Below are 23,461 nucleotides of genomic sequence, written 5' to 3' on the forward strand. Positions count from 1 at the left end.
ATTTCTAATGGTTATTATAATTGCATCTAATGATTGAATGGTATATCATATTATCTTATATAGAAGATGGAAACGCAGTTCAAAAAATTGAACTAGATGTACAAAGGAGGGGGAATCATGGATCATTCCATGAATAAATCAGTTAATCCGCCATATGGGATTATTACAATCCTAATGATTGGTGCTTTTATTGCTTTCTTAAACAATACTTTACTTAATATTGCTTTACCTTCTATTATGAAGGATTTGGACGTTGAGCCTTCGACTGTTCAATGGCTTTCTACTGGATATATGCTAGTAAATGGAATTTTAATTCCGACTACTGCTTTCTTAATCCAAAAATATTCTGTTAGACATTTATTTTTAACTGCACTACTTTTATTTAATATCGGTACTTTAACAGCAGGATTTGCACATGTATTTCCTTTATTATTAGCGGGCCGTATGATTCAAGCTTCCGGTTCGGCTATTTTAATGCCATTATTAATGAATGTTATGCTAACTAGCTTCCCTGTTGAAAAACGAGGGACTGCAATGGGCTTCTTTGGTTTAGTAATGATGGGCGCACCAGCAATCGGACCAACTTTATCAGGTTGGATTATTGAACATTATGACTGGAGAATGCTTTTCCATGTTGTTTCACCGATTGCATTAACGATTTTAATTATCGGCTTTTTCTTACTTAAAGATAAAAAAGAGAAATCAAACAGTACGATCGACCTTTTCTCAGTTCTTTTATCAAGTATAGGTTTTGGTGGGTTATTGTATGGTTTTAGTACTGCAGGAACAAAAGGATGGGATAGTCCAGAAGCTTACGTTACTTTAATTGTAGGGGTTATTTCATTAGTACTATTTATCTTACGTCAATTAAAACTTGATACACCAATGTTAAACTTTAGAATTTATCGCTACCCTATGTTTGCTTTATCATCAGCGATTTCAATTGTAGTTACAATGGCTATGTTCTCAGCAATGATGCTTTTACCGATTTACACTCAAACGCTTCGAGGCATTAAACCTTTTGATGCGGGCTTAATGCTGTTACCAGGTGCTTTATTAATGGCAATTATGTCGCCAATTACGGGTAAATTATTTGATAAAATTGGTGGAAGAATTCTTGCAGTAACTGGTTTAGCGATTATGACTGTTACTACTTATTTTTTAAGTAAGTTAACAATGGATACAACTTATACGCATATTATTATTTTATACTCATTACGTATGTTCGGTATGTCGATGGTCATGATGCCAGTATCGACAAATGGGTTAAATCAATTACCAAAACGATTCTATCCACATGGTACTGCGATGAATAATACTTTACAGCAAGTATCTGGTGCGATTGGTACAGCTTTACTCATAACAGTAATGTCGAATCGTACAGAATCAAAAGCTAATGAGCTTGCTACTGAAGCAATGAAGCATGTGACTAGTAAACCTACACCTGAAATGCTTGCTCAAATAAAGCAAGAGATCACAATGAAGGCAATGTTAGAGGGAATTAACTTCTCATTTTATGTGACGGTATTCGTTGCCGCAGTTGCACTAGTTCTTGCATTCTTTATCAAACGTTCAACAGCTGCAGAGGAACCTTTAGTGAAAGAAAATACGAATACTAGTACTAACTTTAAGAAAAAGTTAGCAGAGAATTAATAAAGTAAGTCCTTAGACTAAAAAAAGTTCAACCAAAATTGGTTGAGCTTTTTTTGTTACTATCTGTTAAACAAAACGTGATATTAAAGTGTATAGCATCCTTTTTGTTATAAAACATTCTATTTAATCCCTGATTATTAAAGGTTATAATTTAATTAACAAATCATTAAAAAAACTCACCACTACTTAATAATACATACTTATCGGATGGTTTAAAATGCTAAGAAAAATTATTATATGTCTATTAATCGCTTTTCTACTATTTTTCACAGGGAGTAAGTCTACAAAGGAGAATTTCGAAATGGATAAAGTTAAGTTGAATTACGGAAAGTACGAAATCCCTAAAACACTAGTTAATGTAATTAACTTACAAAATCAATTAGATCGTGAATCTGGGTCTTTGGGTGGTTTATATTTCTCTTATGAAAATATCGATACTCGTTATTTAAACACTCCCCTTGATGTTATCCAATTTGCAAGAACTGGTTCAGATGGAGTTCATTTTGGTTTTTTAACTGATTTTGGCCAAGTTGGTGATTTAGAAGATGCTTATATTGTACGTGTTTCACCAATGGACTCTGATGATCCGGTACAAATTGTTGCTAAAAATTTAAATGATTTCCTAAGGTTAATATGCTATGCACCAGGTGCTGTGGAGGTTGTAGATGTCACTACTAATAAGGATACTTTTCAAAAGATCCCTGAAATAAAAGCGACTCAAACTATAGAAGGATATGAAGCTGCAGAAAGAAAGGTGCTTCAGCAAAAATTTTCACTTGAACCGTTTAAATCATTAGAAGATTACTTAATCGGAGTCAAAAATGAGCGAGAAAATCAAATCGTCTTACCGACTGAGGACAGCCTTGGAATACTAAATAAGCTTGTGACGAAAACGGAAGAAACAAAAAATCAAAACTTATTTAAGTTTGAAGAAAATATTATTCTTACTTTAGACACTGATGAAGTAGTACACTTTTTTGAGACCTCATCACTCGAGGCTAAATTAGTATTTTTACGCGAAGCACAATCAAAGGCATTATTCTATGATGATGAAGAAGTAAAAAATTATCTTTCAAAACAACTACGTTTAATGCACTTAGACGATGAAGCCGTAAGAATTTACTATTAATAAAAACTTTACTATCCATTTAGTATCAATAATTAAAAGACATCACTGCAGATTATCTTAAATAATGAAGAAAAGAAAATGTCCCTAAGATTAGTTAAAACAACCTTCAGGGACATTTTTTGTTATCTCTTATAAATAAAATAGTCAAAATCCGCATGGAGCCCTTGACCAGTCGTATCCTGACATTGCATTCCAACGAATGCACCTGTAAAGAATCCCCCGCCTTGAATATAATCATCAGACAGTTTATATGAATAAAGTGCTACAGGTATTTCTGTCCAGTCCTCTCCATCAAATGAGTAAAAGTACTTGTAAACATTCGTTTTCACATCTACTCGAAGATGCACATATTCAACATGTTCTGGAATGATAATTTCGTTACCTTGTAGGGGTTGATCGAACTTAAAATTATCACATGTTACTAACTCAAGAATTCTGCCCTTTTCTTCATTCCAAGTGATTTGACATGAAGTCCAGTTTTGAGTGTTATAGTAATTTACTAAACCAGCTGATTGATGGAATGACTTTGGATTAAATGCTATTTTTGTTTCTGCAGTAAAGTTAAAATCTTGCCAACGTCTTGCTATAAATGACTGAGTAAATTTAGATGTTAGGGATTCTCTTCCGTAAAGACGTAGATGCCCTGGATTGTCTTTTAATGATACGATATTCTCTCCTAATGGAATTCTCAAGTTTTGAAAGTGAGGATTTAAGATTTCTGAGTTAAAGTCATCCACCTCTGGGTAGTCGCTTTCCCATTTTACTTCATCTATTTTTGGACCCTCTATTTCAAGTGATGGACTATTCCCTCCTACGACATACGGCCAATCATTTTTCCACTCAAGCCTTTGAATAGCAGTTTCTCTTCCTAATGGACAGAAACCTCTTGGGTCTAACAATGGTTGACCTTCTCTTGGTAATGGTCTTCCTGTTAAATGCACAAGGAACCATTCATCTGTATGAGTTTGAACAATTGATGCATGTCCTGCTTTTTGAAGGGGAATTCTTGGTGCATGGAATGACGAAATTAACGGGTTTTCTGGGTGTACTTCATATGGACCCTTTAACTGTTTTGACCTTGTAATAGTAGCTTGGTGATCATATTTCGTACCACCTTCTGCCGTTAATAAGTAATAGTATTCATTTATTTTATATAGATGTGGTGCTTCCGTCAGTTTAATATCAGTTCCTTTAAAGATAACCTCTGCTTTTCCGATCAGTTTCTGTTCTTCTACACTGTATTCTTGTAATGAAATGCCATAAAAATGATGATTTCCTATGCGATGATCCCAAACCATATTCACTAAATATTTTTTTCCATCCTCATCGTGGAATAGAGACGGATCAAATCCAGTACTATTTAAATAAATTGGATCTGACCATTCTCCGTCAATCGTTTCACAAGTTGCGAGATAGTTGTGACAATCTTTCCATTGACCTTCAACTACCTTTACATCCGTGTAAATTAACCAAAACTGTCCGTCACGATAAGATATTGCGGGAGCCCAAATTCCACCCGAATCTGGATTACCTGTCATGTTTAATTGACTTAAACGGTTCAAAGGTCTTGATGCTAAGCGCCAGTTCTTTAAATCCTTTGAATGATAGATTCCTACTCCTGGAAACCATTCAAAAGTTGAAACTGCAATGTAATAATCTTCCCCAACTCGGCAAATACTTGGATCCGGATTAAATCCCGGTAAAATTGGATTACTGATTTTAACCATTTTATACTCCTCCATATGCATCTATCTAGTTCAATACATTACTTTTTTAGTAAGCACCTTTGATAAAGTCCGAAACATTTTTTTGATAGAAAAGCTCTAATTGATCTAATTCCGCTTTCGAAAAAGATTGTATATTCATTGCTTCTAAGTTGCCATCCACTTGGCTTTGATTTCTAAAGCCAGGAATTACACATGTAATTTCTTTTTGATCTAAAATCCATCTAAGTGCTGCACTTGCCATCGATGACCTTCCTTCAGCAATCCAGTTAATTCGATTTGCCAATTCTACTCCTTTTTTAAAGCCCAAACCTGCAAATGTTTCTCCGATATTAAAGGCCGCTCCATTTTCATTAAAGTTTCGGTGATCATCTTCCTCAAATATATGATCAGCCTTATACTTTCCAGATAAGAGTCCACTGGCTAGCGGTAATCTTACAAGAACCCCAACCCCACGCTTATAAGCCTCGGGAAGTAATTCTTCTAATGGCTTTTGTCTAAAAATATTAAAGATAATCTGTAAGCTTTTCACATTTGGGTTTTCTAAACAAATCAATCCTTCTTCAACCGTTTCAACACTAACCCCGTAATGGCGGATTTTCCCTTCACTTTTTAAACGGTCAAGTACATCAAATACTTGTCCATCCTTTAAAATTTCAGTTGCTGGGCAATGTACTTGATATAAATCGATCACATCTCGATTTAAGCGTTTTAGACTATCCTCGCAATATGACTTAACCACTTCATATGAGTAATTTTCCGGTGAAAAGATATCACCTTTTCGGCAAAATTTTGTGCCTATATAAATTTTATCTTCAAGTCCTTTTGTGGCTTTAGCCAATAGTTCTTCGCTATGTCCATCACCATAAACATCTGCAGTATCAAAAAAATTTACACCTTGGTCGATTGCGTGTTGTAATGATTTTAAAGCTTCCGTATCATCTGTTTTTCCCCATGCTCCACCAATTGCCCAAGTTCCAAAACTTACCTCACTAATCATTAAACCTGTATTACCAAGTTCTCGATAATTCAAGTAAAACTCCCCCTCTAGTGCTATTTTTAGCGTCTTATACTACTTTCTAAATTCAGATAACATTCTATTTAATCCCTTCGTGTTGGAATAAACTTGCTTATAAATTGAATAAAGCTTCTCATATTGTTTAACATTTTCACTAACTGGTTTATATGAAGTGATTGGCTTTATGAACTCTTCGGCACAAGCCTCTAATGATTCAAACCAATTACATCCATAAGCAGCAATCATTGCCGCACCCATCCCTGGACCTTGCTCGCTTGAAAGCTTAATAATTGTCGCATTAAAAATATCTGCTTGCATTTGAAGCCAAATAGGATTTTTAGCACCGCCACCAATTGAAATAATCGAATCAATCTTTTTACCATTATTTCGGAAAATTTCAATTGACTCATTCAATGAAAAAGTAATGCCTTCCATGACAGCCCTCGCAAAATCACTTCTCTTATGTGCTGCATCCATGCCGATAAAACATCCTCTAATAACTGAATCCGCATGTGGTGTTCTTTCACCAACCAAATACGGAGTAAACATTAAACCATTTGATCCAATTGAAACAGTATCAACATCATCTAATAGTTGTTCGAAATTCACACCCTCAGCAAAGGTATCCTTAAACCAGCTTAATGAAAAACCTGCGGCTAGCGTTACACCCATTGAATAGAAAGCATCTTCTTTACTATGGTTAAAATAATGAACTTTACCTTTGAAGTCGTGTTCTCCATGCTCTTCATAAGAAAGAACAACTCCTGAAGTACCAATACTACATAGCGTATTGCCTTCTTTTAAAATACCTGAGCCGATTGCGCCACATGCATTGTCGGCTCCGCCTGCAAATACTCTCACTTCACGACTAAGTCCTGTCAAATTAGAAACCTCTTTTGTAATAGTTCCAACGCAAATCTGAGACTCGACAATTGGTGGGCAAAGATCAAAAGGAATATCGAGTTTAGTACATAATTCTTCACTCCACTGCTTATCTTTTACGTTTAAAAGTAATGTTCCAGCAGCATCCGAGTATTCAGTATGAATTTCTCCAGTCAGACGATAACGAAGATAGTCTTTAGGTAATAAAAACACTGCTGCCTGATGATAAATCTCAGGTTCAAATTCCTTTACCCATAAAAGCTTCGGTAGAGTAAATCCTTCAAGTGCTGGATTTTTCGTTATTTCCAGTAAACGTTCTTCGCCTACTATTTCATTGATCTTTTCACATTGCTTAGTCGTTCTTGTATCATTCCATAAAATTGCATTACGAAGGTTTTCATTTTCTTTATTCAATAGCACTAGACCATGCATTTGACCTGAGAAGCTAATCCCTTGTATATCATTCGGATGACCATCAAATTCTCTAACTAGTTCGGCAAGTCCATCGATGGTTTTTTCAACCCATTCTTCTGGATTTTGTTCACTATATCCGGATTTCTCTTGTATTAATGGATAGGCACGAGATACTTCTTGGCATACTTCTCCGGACTGATTAACTAACAAAATTTTTACGGCACTTGTACCAAGGTCAATTCCTACTACATATTTCATAACAATCATCCTTTTATTGTTTTTTTTAGCGAATCGATGAGAAAAATGTGCTGGAAATAATGAGTTTTCCAGCACATTTAATGGTCAAAAGATTTTTAAACTGTTGCGAATTCAGCAATCGCTTCTAATAAATATTGGTTTAGCACTGATTTAAGACGTTCTTCACGACCTGATTTATTTTGGATATCACCTAAATTTAATGCATATGCTTCAAGTGTATGGAAACTTGCTTTATTCTCTACGATTTCTTTACCAATACCATAAGTGAAGCTGCTATAACGATCTTCAATAAAGCTTTCAAATACTTTATCTTCAATTAGTTTATTAGCTACTAATGTGCCAATTGCAAAGCTATCCATTCCAGCTATATGTGCATGGAATAAATCTTCTACATCAAATGATCCCCTTCTTACTTTTGCATCAAAGTTCAGGCCGCCTTTTCCTAAGCCACCATTTTTTAAGATTTCATACATTGCTAATGTAGTAGAGTAAAGATCTGTAGGGAACTCATCTGTATCCCAACCAATTAACTTATCACCTTGGTTTGCATCAACTGAACCAAGCATTCCATTAATTCGAGCAACGCGTAATTCATGCTCAAATGTATGACCAGCAAGTGTTGCATGATTCGCTTCAATGTTGAATTTAAACTGTTTCTCTAAACCATTTGCTTGTAAGAACGCTAGTCCAGTTGCCACATCAAAGTCATATTGATGCTTCGTTGGTTCTTTTGGTTTTGGTTCGATTAAGAACTGACCATCGAATCCGATTTCTTTTGCGTAATATACAGCCATATGGAAGAAACGCGCAAGATTGTCTTGTTCAAGCTTCATATCTGTATTCATTAGCGTGTCATAACCTTCACGCCCACCCCAGAATACATAGTTAATTGCACCAAGCTCTTTTGCAATTTCTAATCCTTTTTTCACTTTTGCAGCTGAATATGCAAATACGTCCGCGTTATTAGAAGTAGCAGCTCCATTTACATAGCGAGGGTGAGTAAACATATTTGCCGTATTCCAAAGCAATTTTGTTTTACTTGTTTTCATATATTCTTTTATCATTTCTACAATGACATCTAAGTTTTTATACGTTTCACCTAATGTATTTCCTTCAGGGGCAACATCTGAATCATGGAAACAGAAGAAAGGAACATCCAACTTTTCATAGAACTCAAATGATGCTTCTACACGTGCTTTTGCAAGATCCATTCCCGTTAAGTGGTTCCAAGGACGTTGCATTGTACCTGCTCCAAATGGATCTGAACCATCTGCAGTAAATGTATGCCAGTAAGCAACTGAAAAACGAAGTAAATCCTCCATTTTTTGGCCATTAATTATTCTTTGAGGATCATAATATTTAAATGAAAATGGATTTTTTGATTTAGGACCTTCGAATTTAATTTTGTTAATATTAGTAAAGTAACTCATGTTTAATTCCTCCTAAAATAGTAGTTTTGTATTTTATGACTTATGTGAAATGACAATCCAAGTGCGCAATACTTTCATATCATCTGGCTCAATTCCTTGTAAGCCAGTCAGTTCTCCACTTACTTCAAGATTAGGAGCGTTAGTTACCCACGTGTAGGGCTCGGGGCATAAAAAGCCGCTTCTCCCATCTTTGTTATAAACAACCCAATGCTTAAAACTTTGGTCAACGGTATAATTAATCTCAATTCCTGTTGATTTGTTCGTTATTTGTGCCGTCTGTAGACTACTGTTATTGGGGTTAGATAGAAAAACATCATCTAACTCTAGCCCGAACAGGCTCATTCCTTCACTCAACTCATATTTGTACTCAATATCTTCTAATTCCCCCGTTGGTAAAAATCGATCATTTAGTTTCCAACGTTTATCGACTGGAAGCTTGAAGATTGAAGTTTCTTCTGGGAATACGAAACTAGTATGATATCCAAAGCCAAACGGTAATACTTCATTACTTTTATTAATAATTTCTGCTCTTTTAGCGAATAAGTTATCATTTAGAATAAAGCTCATCCTAATTACAAAGTGATGCGGGAATTGAGCCATTACATCTTCGTGCTTACTTGAATCAAACTCAGTAATAATTTTCACCGTTTGCTCATTAACTTCTACACTCGAGATATTCCACTCCCTTGTGTGAACAAAACCATGAATGTGGTTCTGCTTGTCCATTTCATTAATTTCAAATTGATACGTTCTTTTGCCAAATCGAAACTTACCTTGATCGATACGATTTGGAGGGAACAGGATTGGGGTACCGTAAAGAACTGGGTTATTCAAATACTCCTCGGTTGAGTTAGGCACCCTTAAAAGCTCAGTATTTGATTTTTTATGAACCATGGAAATCAAGTTTGACCCCCATCCGGGAATAATGATAATCTCCAATTCACTATTACTTGCTTTAATCGCTGGTTCATTTAAAAAAGAGATTTCCTCAGCATAAGTATTCATCTAGATTCCCCGTTCTGTCATAATTTCTACACTTAGACTTTACTAATCTTACCTTGTCTTTGGTCTATTCGATTAAAGCTATACATACCACAGAACATGAAAATCCAAGCAATTGACACGACACTAAAGAATGGAATTAGCCCTGGCTGATACAGGAACAGAAATAGTATAGCGATTAGACTAACTAGCATTAGTAAAGTAATGTGAAAATGAAAAACACTTAAAAAGAATGCATTTTTAAAATAGTCTTTTAGTTTAAATTCGTAATGTACATATAGTGGGAAAATATAAAGGAAAACCATTAAATAAACTACCGCAATGATTAATAAAGGAATGATTAAAATAAATTGGAGCATCCCTTCAATCGTTCGAATGTAAAATGCATCAAACGCTAGGAAGATGCCACTACAAATGAATACAAAACCAAGTTTATTGGAACGTTTAAATTCCTTCAGGAAAACAGTTAGAAATGTTCTCCAAATCGAAAGATCTGTTTCTTTTCCTATCCATTTACGAACAATTGTAAAAAGGGCTACTGTAGCAGGGAAAAAACCAAATATGACTAGTCCTGCAATTGTAAAGAGGAACCATAGTAGATTGACATATGCTAATTTCATAACCCACTCACATAGCGTAAACAATTTACCCATCGTTTTTCCGAATATCATTTAATCACCCTCCTTTACAAATTCATCTAAAGCTTATCTAATGTATTTAACCTTTTACTGACCCAGAAGCAATTCCTTCTACAATTCGATTACTTAATATAAGGAAGGCAATTAGGATTGGTAGAATACTAATAACTAACGTAGCTCCAATTGCTCCCCAATCAGTCGTATACTGCCCAATAAAATTTTGAATACCAACCGTGAGTGTTTTAAACTGATCTGAACTAATAAATGTATTAACGAAGACAAACTCATTCCAGTTGTAAATCATATTAATAATTGCCGCTGTAGCAATTACTGGCGATGTCATTGGTAAAGTAATCTTAAAAAAGATATGGTTAATTGATGCCCCGTCCATAATCGCTGCTTCTTCTACCTCTCTAGGTAGAGCTTCATAAAAACCAATTAAAATCATGATCGTAATTGGCAAGTTAAAAGCTGTGTACGTAAGGATTACCGAGAGTGGATTATCAATTAAATTTATTTTTGTAAAAGTATTAAATAAAGGAATCAATGTAGAATGGACTGGAATCATTAAACCTACCATAAATAATCCCAATACCCATTTACTTGCTCTCCAATTCATTCTTGTAATTGCGAAGGTTACCATACTTGCTAATACAACCGTTAAAATAACGGCAGCGATTGTATAAGTTACACTGTTAAAAAAATATTGACTAATGTTTCCCTCAGTCCAAACTTTCGTATAATTCTCCCACTTTGGGCTTTCAGGTAAAGAAAAAGGTGACATATTGAAAACTTCTTGGTTATTTTTTAATGAAAAAAGAAATAGCCATATGATCGGAAATAATTGAAAAATCGCTACAATTATAAGGAAAAGATACATAAATCCGTAAGCAATTTTACTAAAAACACTATTCTTGCTACGGTCAGTTTTCTTTTCAGTTACAATGGCTTGAGATCCTGTAGCTCTTACCGTATCCACTTAAAATCCCCCTTTCTTTTAGTAAATGTCATTATTTGATTCAGTAAACTTACGAATAATCCAAGTAACTACTAAACAAATAACTAATAAGAAAAATCCAATTGCACTTGCATATCCAAAATCAAAACCTTTGAATGCTTTTTGATACATATAGGAAGCCATTACTTCACTTGAACCATTAGGACCCCCACCTGTCATAACATAAATTAAATCAAAGTATTTAAGTGAACCAACGACGGCAAGAACAATCGTTACTTTCACAACATTCATGATTAATGGTAATTTTATTTTTAATGCGATTTGAAGCGGCGTTGCCCCATCGATTCTTGCAGCCTCGATTAGAGAGTCTGGTATATTTTTAAGTGCTGCATAGTAAATCAAAATATAAAAACCGGCGTACTGCCAAATAATTGGAATAATAATCGCATATAATGCTAAGTTTGTTTCGGCTAACCAGGCTGGTGGATTATGAACTCCTAGAGAAACAAGTAAGCTATTTAGAATACCGTTAGTAGGGTGATAAATTTTAAGCCAAAGCTGAGCAATTGCAACAGAAGCAAGCAGCATTGGAATAAGATATATTTTTCTAAGAAGGTCTGCACCTTTAATTTTTCCTGCTAGTATAAATGAGATGAACAAGTAACCAATTAAACTAACTGCCGAAAATATTGCTAATAAAAAGGAGTGGAAAGCACTTTTCCAAAATAGAGGATCATGTAATAAGTGGGAATAATTCTTTAAACCTATGAACTCCTTTTCCCCAATTCCATTCCATTTCATTAAGCCAAAGTATCCAGTTTGTACGATTGGAACGTAAATCAAAGCAAGGATCAGAAAAAGAGCTGGTGTAATATACAAGGCGATTATTTTTTTATTTGACATAGCTTTATTCACTTCGATTCAACTCCTTCCCCTATGTTTAAAAATCAAGGGCATATTATAATGAATCCATATGCCCTTTTCTTTAGTACATCAGAATTTATTTATCTTCTGCCTTTAAAGCTTCTTCATGTTGTTTAGCAAAGTCTTTTGGTTTTACTTCATTTCCAAATAAAGATTGGATTAAGTTTAAGTGAGTTTCTGCTACAGAAGCACTCATTTGAACGTCAGCAAATAATGTTAAGTTGCTAGCTTTATTTAATTCATTTAACACATCAATATATAATGGTGGTAAATTTACTTTTGAAGTATCAACCTTAGTCGCTGGAATTACACCCGCTTTTTCAACAGATTGCTCTCCCCACTTCTCTACAAAGAATTTAACAAAGTCTTTAGCTTCAGCTTTCACTTTTGAATGCTCTGCTACGAATAAACCTACTCCTGGGCCACCAACCCAGCTGTTAATATTTCCTTTTCCACCTTCATAAGTAGGGAATTTAAAGAAACCTACATTGTCACGGAAATCTTTTGGAATTTCTTCGTTTGTCGTAAAGTTTGGAAGCTCCCATGTTCCCATTAAATACATAGCTGCATTTCCATTTAAGAATTCAGATTTACCCTCATCATTCGATAATCCATTAAATCCTTTATTAAATGCATTTTCTTTAACTAGGTTTTGAACCTCTGATGCCGCTGATACAAGTGCAGGATCTTCGAATGTTCCTGTACGGTTAATTGCTTTATTAAGTACATCAGCTCCACCAATTCTGTCTGCCAAATACATATACCAAAGTGAACCTGTCCAACGATCTTTATTTCCTAAAGCGATTGGAGCAACTCCATTTTTAGCAAGTGTTTTAACAACGTTTTGGAATTCACTATAAGTTTGTGGTACTTTAAGGTTATATTTTTCAAAAATTGATTTATTGTAATAAATTGGAGCGATGTTTAGTTCTAGAGGTAATCCATATGTTTTTCCATCGATTGCATATGCTTCTGTTGTTCCGCTTACAAAAGAATCTTTTAATCCGTTATTTAACACATCATCTAAATCAGCAAAAAGTCCACCTTTTACAAATGGTTTCATATATCCTGCTGCCCATGTAAACCCAACATCAGGAAGTTCGTTAGAAGAAGAAAGAACTTTAATCTTATTCTTGTATTGCTCATTTTCAAGAACTTCTACTTCGATTTTTACATCCTTATGTTCAGCCTCATATTGTTTAATAATGTCTGATACAATTAAGTTTTGTTGCTTAGAACTTCCAGCTGGCCAAAGATGCATAAACTTGATCACTTTTTTGGAATCGCTTTCAGTTGACGCGTTATTAGATTTACCACAGCCAGTTAAAGCAACCATTAGAATAAGAACTAGTGCTAACATTAATGAAGACGCTTTCTTAAACATGTCTAACCCCCATTTTTTTGAATTTTTCGTTACAAGTAAATTCTAGCACTAAAAAAAAAACGCGGTAAGGTAACCACGATTGGATAAAATTCCACTATTTTTGGATTAGTGAATCATCAAGTTCCGACACTTTTCTAAATTTACTAGGGGTAATACCCTCGTAATCCTTAAAGATCTTAATGAAATATTTAGCTGTCTGATAGCCTACTTCTAGTGCAATTTCTTCAATTTGCAAATCTGTTGTCAGTAGACGATTTTTTGCAATTTGTAATCTCTTTCTAGTCAAATACTCACTAAATGTTAACCCCACTTGCTCTTTAAATAACACACTAAAATAGCTCGCATTTAGATGTACCGCTTCTGCTACATCCTTTAAAGAAATTTGATTGCTTATATTTTCATTAATAAAGGTCTTTGCTCCGTTAATTGAGTTAGAGCGGTTAGTAACTTGATCTAGTTTTAATAATTTCTGATCAGTCACTTTTTCCATATATTCAATCCGTTCAATATTTGCTTCCTTTTCAAGCGCTTGCTCAATAGCTTCAATTAATTTTTGTTTACTTACTGGTTTTAATAAGTAATTTACAACACCTAGACGAATAGCCTCCTGGGCATATTCAAAGTCAGGGTGTCCAGAAATAATAATTGAAACAAACTTATGTCCTTTATCCTTTAGGTTTTTTAAAAGCTCTAAACCACTCATTTCAGGCATACAAATATCAGTTACTAATAGATGAATTTTTGTTCTGCTCATCTGTTCAACTGTTTCTTGACCATTTGCCGCACTAAGTATTTCAAATTTACCGTTTGACCATTTCTCTAATGTTTTTTTAAATCCTTGTCTAGTCGCTTGTTCATCATCAACAATTAGAATCGTTTTTGTATCCAAATTATTCTCCACCTTTGTCTGGAACTTCGAATAATACAGTTGTACCTTTACCGATCTCACTTTCTAAACGAAGGCCACCTAAATCATATCCTTCGTAATATAATTTGATTCTTTTATTTACATTCGTAAGCGCCATTCCCATCCCTTTAAAGGATGATATATTATCATTTTTAATTGCTAGATTAAGGGCATTAAGGGCTTCTCTATTAATCCCCGGTCCATTGTCCTTAACAGTCACTAATAAATTAGATGAGTCATTAATCCTTTTAATCTTCACTAAAACAATCCCTTGTTCTCGACTACTTTCAATACCATGCATAATGGCATTCTCAACTAAAGGTTGGATTAGCAGTTTAGGTATTTTAATAGCCAATAGATTTGGCTCAACAGATATCTCCCAAAACAACCGTTCTCCTAATCTCATTTTCATAATCTGTAAATATCGTTCAATTTGGTCGAGAGCAGCTTGCATAGTTACCCATTCACTACTGTTTGCATTGCCGATTGTATAGCGAAATAATCCCGACATTGCAATCACTATTTCTGCTAAGTCCTCCTCACCTCGATCATCTAAAGACCAGTAAAGTGCATTTAGCGTATTATAAAGGAAGTGCGGATCGATTTGGGCTTGTAGTGCCTTCAACTCCGTTTGACTACGAAGTAATTCTTTTTCATAAACGACCTGTATTAAATGATTAGTATTTTCTACCATCTGGTTATACGTTCTATTTAATTCAATAATTTCTAATGAAGCTGCGCTTTCCTTGTTAATTTTCAACTCGTCCATTTTCGCGTTCTTCATTGTAATTGTAAGTTTCTTTATCGGTCTTGTGATCATTGTTGCTAGAATAATTGATGATATAACAAAAATGATCAATCCAATCGCACCAGATAATAGGGTCGCTTTTCTTACCGGTGTTACCCGCTCATTTAAAAAGCTTGTAGGTTTTAAAATAACAAGTGTCCAGCCCGTTTTTGTAGATGGTTGCGTAACAATCATATATTGTTTTTTATTTACTTTTATCGATTCGTATCCTTCTAATAAAAACTTTTGAATATCAATGCCGTAGTTATCCGTTATCGGAGTTAAATCCCTATCAAGCAGCATCATATAGTCCTTCTCTCCAGGAGATAAATTACTTTCTTCAACCTGAAAATAACTATTAAGAATTCTTACGACTAAATATCCTCCATTTGAAAACCAACGATCCATTAAACTAACCCTTCTTATTGCATAAGAATAGTTACTATTTTTAGGATCTTTCCCTACCCACACTAACCTTCCTTTCTCGGCTTCTGCTTCCTTTACCCATTTTTCATCGATTACACTAGATAAATTTTTATCACCGAATGGAAAAATACGATTACCCTCTGAAGAATATAGCTCAAAAGAAGAGATTCCATTTGAGTAAGCTAAAAAGTTATTTATGACTCTAATTAGTGATTGTCTTTTTGCAAAATCAACACTTTCTCCGTTTTTCAATCCGAGTAATATTTGTTGAACCGTCTCGTTGGTCATTAATTGATTTGATAAAGTGTCAATTTGCTTATACAAGGTTTCCATTCTTCCATTTGCTTCAATAGCCGTTTGTTTGATTTGCTTTTCTGTTGTATCTTTCATTAAAGTTCCAACTTGGTTATATACCATAATGGATACAATGGATAAAACAATCACCATAACAATCAAGAAGACACCCAATATTTGATTTCGTAAAGTGTTTAATTTTCTTAACCGTAATCTAAATTTGACGATTGTAATCACCTTTTCAGTAGTAAGTTAGTGTAAGGGCTTTCTTTAAAATTTATCATACTATATTTAGTATTAGTCTGAATATTAAAAACAACTATCTAGTAATAACTACCAGGTAGTTTAAGGGCAATATTGGGATAATTGTAATTAGTTTAAATAAAAAATCAACACAAAAAAGAGGAACCTAAACATATGATGTCGAGGCTCCCCTTTTCATTTAGTTACTATTTATTTACCCCTTCCCTGAACTTTTGACTTTTCTCACTCATTAACTTGTTCAACTTTACTCCATTCTGCTTCCTGAAGAGTTCTCCATAAAATTTTCCCACTTGCAGTAGTTGGTAATTTATCAATAAATTCGACGTATCTCGGATATTTATAGTTAGCCATATGCTCTTTTGACCAATCGATAATGTCATCCTCACTTACTTTGCCTAAATAAATCGGATTCAGGATCACATATGCCTTTACAGTTTCGCCCCTTTTTTCATCAGGCTTACTAACAACACAAGCTTGTTGAATGGCCGGATGTTTATAGAGTAGGTTTTCCACTTCGGTTGGCCAAACTTTAAAGCCTGACGCGTTAATCATCCTTTTAACACGATCAACGATAAAATAGTATCCTTCATCATCAAACCGACCAATATCTCCTGTACGGAAAAATCGTTTTCCGTTTATATCAATAAAGGCGTCATTTGTTTCTTCTTGTCTGTTAAAGTAGCCTTTAAATACTTGTGGTCCATTTACAACAATCTCACCAACTTCACCAACACCTAACTGTTTCATTGTTACCGGATCGATAATTCTGGCGTCTACGTCAAATGATGGAATTCCAAGACATTGTAGTTTTGGTCGATCTGGCGGATTAAAATGTGTTTGAGCAATTGTTTCGGATAATCCATACCCTTCTACGAACTTTAATCCTGTTAATTGGAATAGTTGCTCTCCTACTGCTTCTGGAAGAGGAGCCCCACCTCCTGCAATATTTACAAGAGACATGATGTCATCTGTATTTAAAATTGGATTTGCTAAAAAGTCGATTAGCATTGTACTAATATTTACCCAATGGGTACATTGATAGTTTTTAATCAGTTTGCATGCATGGTTTCGATTCCATCTTGTTAGCAATACCATACTTGAACCAGTAAGAATCGGTGTATGCATGCCATGAACCATTCCTGTTACATGGAATAGGGGTAAAGTTGAAAAGCTAACGGCATTTGCAGAAATATTCATCCAAACGGCAGATCCTACTACATTTGCTTGTACCGTTTTATGTGTGTGAATACAGCCTTTTGGTAAACCGGTTGTTCCTGAAGTATATGGAAGGACCGCAACATCATCTGAGTTACCTTCATATAGTGATGGGGTGAGCTGTGTTTGTATTACATCCTCCCAATAAAATAAATTTTCGTTTGGATAGATTTTCTTTGATTCAGTTATTTCAGCCGTTAAATCGGAAACTAAAGGAATGGTTGGTAAGTATTCAGAGTATACTGCAACTACTAAATTCTCTAATCCAGTTGTAGCTTGTAAAGGTTCAATTTGAGGGGATAGTTCTTGGCCAATGATTGCGGTTTTAATTTCACAATCATTTATGTAAAATTCAAGTTCATCTGTGGTGTTCATCGGGTTAATTGGTACTACAATTCCTCTTACTCTTAATATTGCATAAAAGGCGATAACATATTGGGGTGAGTTTTGCATATAAAGCATTACACGTTCACCAGGGGATATTTCTAACCTATGCTCAAGATAACCTGCCAAATGATCAACCTCTTCAAGAAGCTGCTTGTACGTTTTTGAAGCGCCATAATACTCGATTGCAGTTTTATTTGGATACCTTTTTGCCGAAACGACTAAATTATCATAAAGGGTTGTCTCAGGTAAAGTTAAAGATTTAGAAACCCTTTTTGGCCAATACGCAAAATGTGAAGTACTCATAATTTTCCCCTCCGCTTATGAACCTTTTTTATATTAAGTTTTAATACTGACTGCTCGTTCTTGTATGTATGAAAGCATAAAAAATTTAGGGCAATTATTCATATACATTGCCTAATTAATGAATATCTCTCTACCAGAAAACACTTACAAATTATTCGTTTAAAATAGTATCTTTGAAATTAATTGAAAGTAAATTGCAAAATGGGGCAATTGCTAAGTTTAGTGTGGAAAGGAAAAATGGAATAGTAAATCATTATACAATCAACTTTAGACCTTATTATAATGGAAAAGCTTAAATGAATAAATAGTTTTTTGAAAATTTAAAAAACTGTTTGATTTAACCTAGGTATTTGTTTTGAGTAGCGAAAATTTTTTAAGTAAAATTACATACAATTACTTACTTTACGGCTTTTCTATGTTTCAATTAAGAACAAGTGAGGTGTTAGTAGATGAGAATTGGAATAATCGGTTTAGGAGATATAGCTGCGAAGGCCTATCTACCTGTTCTTTCTGAAAAAGAAAAGATCGAGTTGGTGCTATGTACAAGAAGTAATGAGACACTAGACCATTTATCAAACAAATATCGAATCAATGAAACGGTTAATACAGTAGATGAATTGTTAGAAAAGAATATTGATGCAGCATTTGTTAGTACTGCCACGGAAGCTCATTATATGATAACGAAAAAGTTATTATTATATGGTATAAATGTTTATATTGATAAACCTATTTCAATGAATTTCAAAGAGACTGAACAAATTGTAAATCTAGCCAACGAACAAGGAAAAATAGTGATGGTTGGATTCAATAGACGATTTATCCCTAGAGTAAAAGAGCTTACCATGCATGGCAAGGATAGCTTAATAATCATGCAAAAAAATAGATTTAACTTTCCTGAATATACTAGAAGATTTGTTGTAGAGGATTTTATTCATGTGGTGGATACACTTAGGTATTTAATGTCCACTAATGTAGTTGATCTAAAAGTCAATTTCTTAAAAAAAGATAATATGCTCGATCACCTAATCATTCAACTTATAGGTGAGGGATGCACGGCAATTGGAATAATGAACAGAAACAATGGTGTAACGGAAGAAATTATTGAATATATGACACCACAAAATAAATATGTAGTGAGTAGTTTAGCCGAAACAACCCATTATCATAATAAAGAAATCAATATTACAAAATTTGGTGATTGGGAACCAACATTATACAAACGTGGGTTTTACCAAATTGTTGATCACTTTCTTGACTGTATAGAACAGAATAAAACCCCAGACCCTTCAATAAGTGATTCCATAATCACCCATGAAATTTGCGAAAGAATCGTTCAATATATTGATTCCAATGAAAATTGAATAAAAAACCCGAATAGTAGACCTTTCCAGTCTATTATTCGGGTTATATTTGTTATTTATTCTTGTTCAGCCATTGCATCTTTTGGAGTACCGAATAAATACGTTAGGACGAAACCACCGGCATAACCAGCAAGTAATCCGATCACATATTGAAGCCACATTCCGTGCGCAATAAGTGGAACTAACGCTGCTCCTGAAGGACCAATAGCAATTGCTCCAACATTACCAAACATTCCAATTACTGCACCTCCAATACCACCACCGATACATGCAGTGATAAATGGACGACCTAGAGGTAATGTAACACCATAAATTAATGGTTCACCAATACCTAAAATACCTACTGGAAGAGCACCTTTAATCATATTTGATAATGATTTATTCTTTTTGCAACGTAACCATAATGCTAATGCTGCTCCAACTTGTCCAGCACCTGCCATTGCAAGAATTGGTAATAATTCTGTCGCACCAGTTGTATTAATTAATTCGATATGAATTGGTGTTAATACTTGATGTAAACCTAACATTACTAATGGTAAGAATCCCATACCTAAAATAAAGCCTGCAAAAATACCGCCTTTTGCAATAATCCAGTTAATTGAGCCAATTAAGTTATCAGAAATAAATCCTGCGAATGGCATGATGAAGAAAATTGTAAGCAAACCTACTACTAATAATGCAATCATTGGTGTAATAATAATATCTAAAGAATCTGGAATAACTTTACGTAATTGTTTTTCTAAAACTGATAATAAATAGACTGCAAGTAGTACACCAATAATACCACCTTGACCTGGAGCTAATGGATCACCATTAAAGATATTTTTAATTGGTTGATCAGGAAGCATACCTGTTAAAAGTGTTACCCCACCAATTACTCCACCAAGGGATGGTGTCGCCCCGAATTCCTTTGCTGCGTTGATACCAACATAAATCGCTAAATAAGCAAAAATTGCGTTTTTAATTACATTTAAAACCGTAACATATTGTGACCAAGTTGCTGCATCTAGGTTTTGAGCAGTAATATTGTTTGATAGAATCGAAGCAATACCAGCAATTAAACCTGCACCAACGAATGCTGGAATTAATGGAATAAAGATATTACCGACTTTTCGCAAGAAATTTTTAAAAGGTGTGTTATTTTTCTTTTTTAATTCAGCTTTAAGATCTGAGCCTTTTTCTTTTAAAGCCGCTGATGAAGTTCCTTGTTTTCCTGATGAGCTGTTTTTCAGATAACCAAATTGTTCTGCAACTTTAGTTACTGTACCAGGACCTAAAATGATTTGGTAAGTCTCATCATCAACAGTTCCCAAAACCCCGTTAATTTTTTTAACTTGATCTTCATTGATTAAATTACGATCAGCTACATTAACACGAAGTCTTGTCATACAGTTTGTAAATGAAACTACATTATCAGTACCGCCGATTGCATCAGCGATTTCAGAGGCTAATCTTTGATATTTATCCATCTTCTACTCCCCCAACTATTTTTATTTTTGTATTGCTTTTCGAACAAATCCTTCTGATTTTTTCAATTGCTCAATTGCTTGCTCATAACTAAATCCAGTAAGAATCATAACGATTGCTACTTTTGGACTTTGATTCGACTTCGTTAAATACTCTTCTGCTATTTCATACGTACAAGAAGTTGCTTCCATTACAATACGCTTTGAACGCTCAACTAGTTTTTCATTTGTTGATTGAACATCAACCATTAGGTTACCGTATACTTTTCCAATACCAACCATTGATGCTGTAGATAACATATTGCATACTAACTTTTGAGAAGTACCTGCCTTTAATCTAGTTGAACCAGTTAATACTTCAGGTCCATTAACAACTTCAATTGCTATTTCTGCCTCTTGACCAATCTTTGAACCCTTGTTACAACTAACCGCTACAGTAGAAGCACCAATTTCTTTGGCGTATTTTAATCCACCAATGACATAAGGTGTACGACCACTTGCTGCAATCCCGACTACAATATCATTTTTACTTAACTTAATTTCCTTTAAATCTTCAATTGCAAGTTCTTCGCTATCCTCAGCGCCTTCAACTGCTTTAATAAAAGCTTTTTCTCCACCTGCAATTAACCCTACTACCTCTTCTGGACTTGTTCCAAATGTAGGAGGACATTCAACTGCGTCTAAAAGTCCTATGCGGCCACTTGTGCCTGCTCCTATATAAATCAAGCGACCCCCACTTTTGAAAGCAGTTACAATTTTTTCAACAGCTTTAGAAATATTAGGAATTTCATTTCGAACGGCAGCGGCAACTTTAGCATCCTCTTCGTTCATTACGGTTAAAAATTCTTCTATAGACATTTCATCTAAATTCATTGTTTTTTCATTTCTTGTTTCGGTTGTTAAATTCTCAAGCATGTTTGCTTCACCTCAAGTAATTTTTTAAAGTAAATTTAATTTCATATATATTATAACTATCTTTGAAATAAAATTTCAATACTTAAATTCATAAGGAAGAAATTTCATATTATTAAATCGTATTTTTGTTCAAAAAATTGTCATATTCATCAAATCACCACAAACAATTTTTCTTTTAAAAGATGAATAAATTTATAATCTGTACATTAATTTGTCTAGCAAAAAAGTTTAAGCTCAATTTACAATTTCAAAACATAATTAATAAACTCTTGTGGTATTTTAAACCTATGTATTTAAAATATGTTTGTTAATTTGATGACAACTTAACTAAAATACAATTCATTTTAAAGATGAGAAGACAACATCCTCCATATGATTAAGGATATTTATGTCACTTAACTAGGGGTATACAATGAAAAAGTTTATACAGTTTTATAAAAATTTCTCGTTAGTGGAGAAAAGCGCACTTCTCTGCTTTCTCATACCTCCAGTAGGTATTTCATTGCTATTGATCATCGGACTTCGTACACTCTATACTCAATGGTTTATTAATAAACGGTTTATTTATTCGTTTAGTTCGTACTTTTTCTTATGCCTACTTATATCTACTATTGGTGCTGCCCTTTTATTTAGAAATATATTATTTTTATTGGTTAGTATCATGATTCTTGGTTACTGGGGAATCTATTGTAGGATTTTAGTAACTGAGAAAGGTCAATTATTTCAGAGATTTCGCATGATCATAATCTTTGGAGGCGTATATAGTTGTGTAATTGGATGGATATCTAGATGGTTTGTTTTTCCTAAAATTGTTGGTTATTTATTAGGAACAGTACTTTTTGGAGAAGTGGAACCTAAGAATTTTAACCGCCTAATTGGTTGTGCATATAATCCCAATTTTACTGTATTTATTTTATTAATCGCTATTTCCTTTCTCTTTGCCAGTCTACTTTCTAGTTTAGAGAGAAAACACTTTATTAACTTAGCGTGGCAGCTTCCGATCCAACTTCTACTTAGTTATGGAATTTATCTTACGGGTTCAAGAGCTGGCTTTGCGACGATGATTTTGATTTATTTACTTTTTATCTTCCGACTTAATCGAATCTTTTTCTTTGTTTGTACAATCATCGGACTATTCTTTTCGAAATGGTTGCTCTATATAATGCCAAGAGCCGATTCAGTTATTCAAGCAGGGCATAAAAGGTTGGACATTTGGAAAAACGCATATACTATATGGCAGAATCACCCATTCTTTGGTGTGACACCGATCGGATTTGGTCAAGAGTATGTCATACAATATGGTCATTTCATCCCCCATGCACATAATTTATTGCTGGGTATGTTTGCGGAATACGGAACATTAGGAGGATTGGCTTTTATCACATTAATTAGTATAAATATTGTAAAATGCATTCACTTATTCTTTTTTGAGCGCAGTAAAAAATGTTTTTTTAACAGTTTTTTACTCGGCCTACCAATTATTTTGTTTACAGGTGTATTTGATGAGCCGGTGTTCTCTCCACAAATCGGTTTCCTCACAGTCATACTGCTTGGGTGTTGGGATCGATATTCGAAACGTATGCAATTTAATATCGAGATTTCAGCAATTCAAGGCAAATTTATAAGCGTTTATGGGAGCACGGCAAGGTTAGTTGTCAGTTCGTACATGATTTTGCATTATTTAAAATCGAAGTTTATTAGTAACAAGTACTAAAAAGACCC

General features: G+C 34.2%; 18 protein-coding genes. 4 read left to right on the forward strand and 14 right to left on the reverse strand.

All coding sequences use genetic code 11. The annotated features are described in order from the left end of the window. Positions 1-117: 117 nt before the first annotated feature. Both COJ46_RS08550 and COJ46_RS08555 read left to right on the forward strand, forming a co-directional pair. Complete coding sequence (locus COJ46_RS08550) at positions 118-1,653, forward strand: DHA2 family efflux MFS transporter permease subunit (RefSeq protein WP_097976502.1); 1,536 nt, start codon at positions 118-120, stop codon at positions 1,651-1,653. A gap of 301 nt (positions 1,654-1,954) precedes the next feature. Further along, positions 1,955-2,782: a hypothetical protein gene (locus COJ46_RS08555; protein ID WP_097976500.1), complete on the forward strand. Its 828-nt coding sequence runs from the start codon at positions 1,955-1,957 to the stop codon at positions 2,780-2,782. A gap of 122 nt (positions 2,783-2,904) precedes the next feature. On the opposite strand, the gene COJ46_RS08560 is transcribed toward COJ46_RS08555, so the two are convergent. From COJ46_RS08560 to COJ46_RS08615, 12 genes are all read right to left on the reverse strand, one after another. After that, positions 2,905-4,509 carry a glycoside hydrolase family 43 protein gene (locus COJ46_RS08560; RefSeq protein WP_097976499.1) on the reverse strand — a complete coding sequence of 535 codons (1,605 nt, stop codon included), beginning with the start codon at positions 4,507-4,509 and terminating at the stop codon, positions 2,905-2,907. A gap of 46 nt (positions 4,510-4,555) precedes the next feature. Next, positions 4,556-5,539: an aldo/keto reductase gene (locus tag COJ46_RS08565; protein ID WP_097976497.1), complete on the reverse strand. Its 984-nt coding sequence runs from the start codon at positions 5,537-5,539 to the stop codon at positions 4,556-4,558. A 39-nt stretch (positions 5,540-5,578) separates the two neighbouring features. Further along, positions 5,579-7,078, reverse strand: a complete 1,500-nt coding sequence (gene xylB, locus COJ46_RS08570) for a xylulokinase (RefSeq protein ID WP_097976495.1) — start codon at positions 7,076-7,078, stop codon at positions 5,579-5,581. A gap of 95 nt (positions 7,079-7,173) precedes the next feature. Further along, on the reverse strand, positions 7,174-8,508 hold the full coding sequence (gene xylA, locus COJ46_RS08575) for a xylose isomerase (RefSeq protein ID WP_098565824.1): 1,335 nt from the start codon (positions 8,506-8,508) through the stop codon (positions 7,174-7,176). Positions 8,509-8,541: 33 nt separating this feature from the next. Further along, entirely contained in the window at positions 8,542-9,513 is a 972-nt protein-coding gene (locus COJ46_RS08580) for an aldose 1-epimerase (protein ID WP_097976492.1), read from the reverse strand. A gap of 32 nt (positions 9,514-9,545) precedes the next feature. Then, on the reverse strand, positions 9,546-10,181 hold the full coding sequence (locus COJ46_RS08585; protein ID WP_097976490.1) for a YesL family protein: 636 nt from the start codon (positions 10,179-10,181) through the stop codon (positions 9,546-9,548). A gap of 46 nt (positions 10,182-10,227) precedes the next feature. Further along, positions 10,228-11,043 (reverse strand): carbohydrate ABC transporter permease, encoded by an 816-nt coding sequence (locus COJ46_RS08590; RefSeq protein ID WP_286133568.1) that lies wholly within the window; start codon positions 11,041-11,043, stop codon positions 10,228-10,230. A gap of 102 nt (positions 11,044-11,145) precedes the next feature. Next, on the reverse strand, positions 11,146-12,021 hold the full coding sequence (locus COJ46_RS08595) for a carbohydrate ABC transporter permease (RefSeq protein WP_097976489.1): 876 nt from the start codon (positions 12,019-12,021) through the stop codon (positions 11,146-11,148). A gap of 85 nt (positions 12,022-12,106) precedes the next feature. Beyond that, positions 12,107-13,414, reverse strand: coding sequence for an extracellular solute-binding protein (locus COJ46_RS08600; RefSeq protein ID WP_097976487.1), 1,308 nt, complete (start codon positions 13,412-13,414; stop codon positions 12,107-12,109). Between the two features lie 94 nt (positions 13,415-13,508). Continuing rightward, positions 13,509-14,303, reverse strand: coding sequence for a response regulator transcription factor (locus COJ46_RS08605; protein WP_097976486.1), 795 nt, complete (start codon positions 14,301-14,303; stop codon positions 13,509-13,511). A gap of 1 nt (position 14,304) precedes the next feature. Next, complete coding sequence (locus COJ46_RS08610; RefSeq protein ID WP_098565846.1) at positions 14,305-15,981, reverse strand: sensor histidine kinase; 1,677 nt, start codon at positions 15,979-15,981, stop codon at positions 14,305-14,307. 333 nt (positions 15,982-16,314) lie between these two features. Continuing rightward, complete coding sequence (locus tag COJ46_RS08615; protein WP_098565825.1) at positions 16,315-17,997, reverse strand: long-chain fatty acid--CoA ligase; 1,683 nt, start codon at positions 17,995-17,997, stop codon at positions 16,315-16,317. Between the two features lie 449 nt (positions 17,998-18,446). On the opposite strand from COJ46_RS08615, the gene COJ46_RS08620 reads away from it, so the two are divergent. Further along, positions 18,447-19,358: a Gfo/Idh/MocA family protein gene (locus COJ46_RS08620; protein WP_098565826.1), complete on the forward strand. Its 912-nt coding sequence runs from the start codon at positions 18,447-18,449 to the stop codon at positions 19,356-19,358. Positions 19,359-19,414: 56 nt separating this feature from the next. Here the strand turns inward: COJ46_RS08620 and COJ46_RS08625 are convergent, their stop codons facing one another. Together COJ46_RS08625 and murQ are read right to left on the reverse strand one after the other, a co-directional pair. Next, the gene (locus COJ46_RS08625) at positions 19,415-20,827 is read right to left on the reverse strand and encodes a PTS transporter subunit EIIC (RefSeq protein WP_098565827.1); all 1,413 of its coding nucleotides are present in this window, start codon (positions 20,825-20,827) and stop codon (positions 19,415-19,417) included. A 21-nt stretch (positions 20,828-20,848) separates the two neighbouring features. Further along, positions 20,849-21,739 carry an N-acetylmuramic acid 6-phosphate etherase gene (gene murQ / locus COJ46_RS08630; RefSeq protein ID WP_098565828.1) on the reverse strand — a complete coding sequence of 297 codons (891 nt, stop codon included), beginning with the start codon at positions 21,737-21,739 and terminating at the stop codon, positions 20,849-20,851. Positions 21,740-22,151: 412 nt separating this feature from the next. Between murQ and COJ46_RS08635 the strand changes: the two genes are divergently transcribed. Next, a complete protein-coding gene (locus COJ46_RS08635) occupies positions 22,152-23,453 on the forward strand; it encodes an O-antigen ligase family protein (protein ID WP_098565829.1) in 1,302 nt (433 codons plus the stop codon). The last annotated feature ends 8 nt before the right edge of the window (positions 23,454-23,461 follow it).

The sequence above is a fragment of the Bacillus sp. AFS077874 genome (genome assembly GCF_002566505.1).
Taxonomy (GTDB): Bacteria; Bacillota; Bacilli; order Bacillales; family Bacillaceae_G; genus Gottfriedia.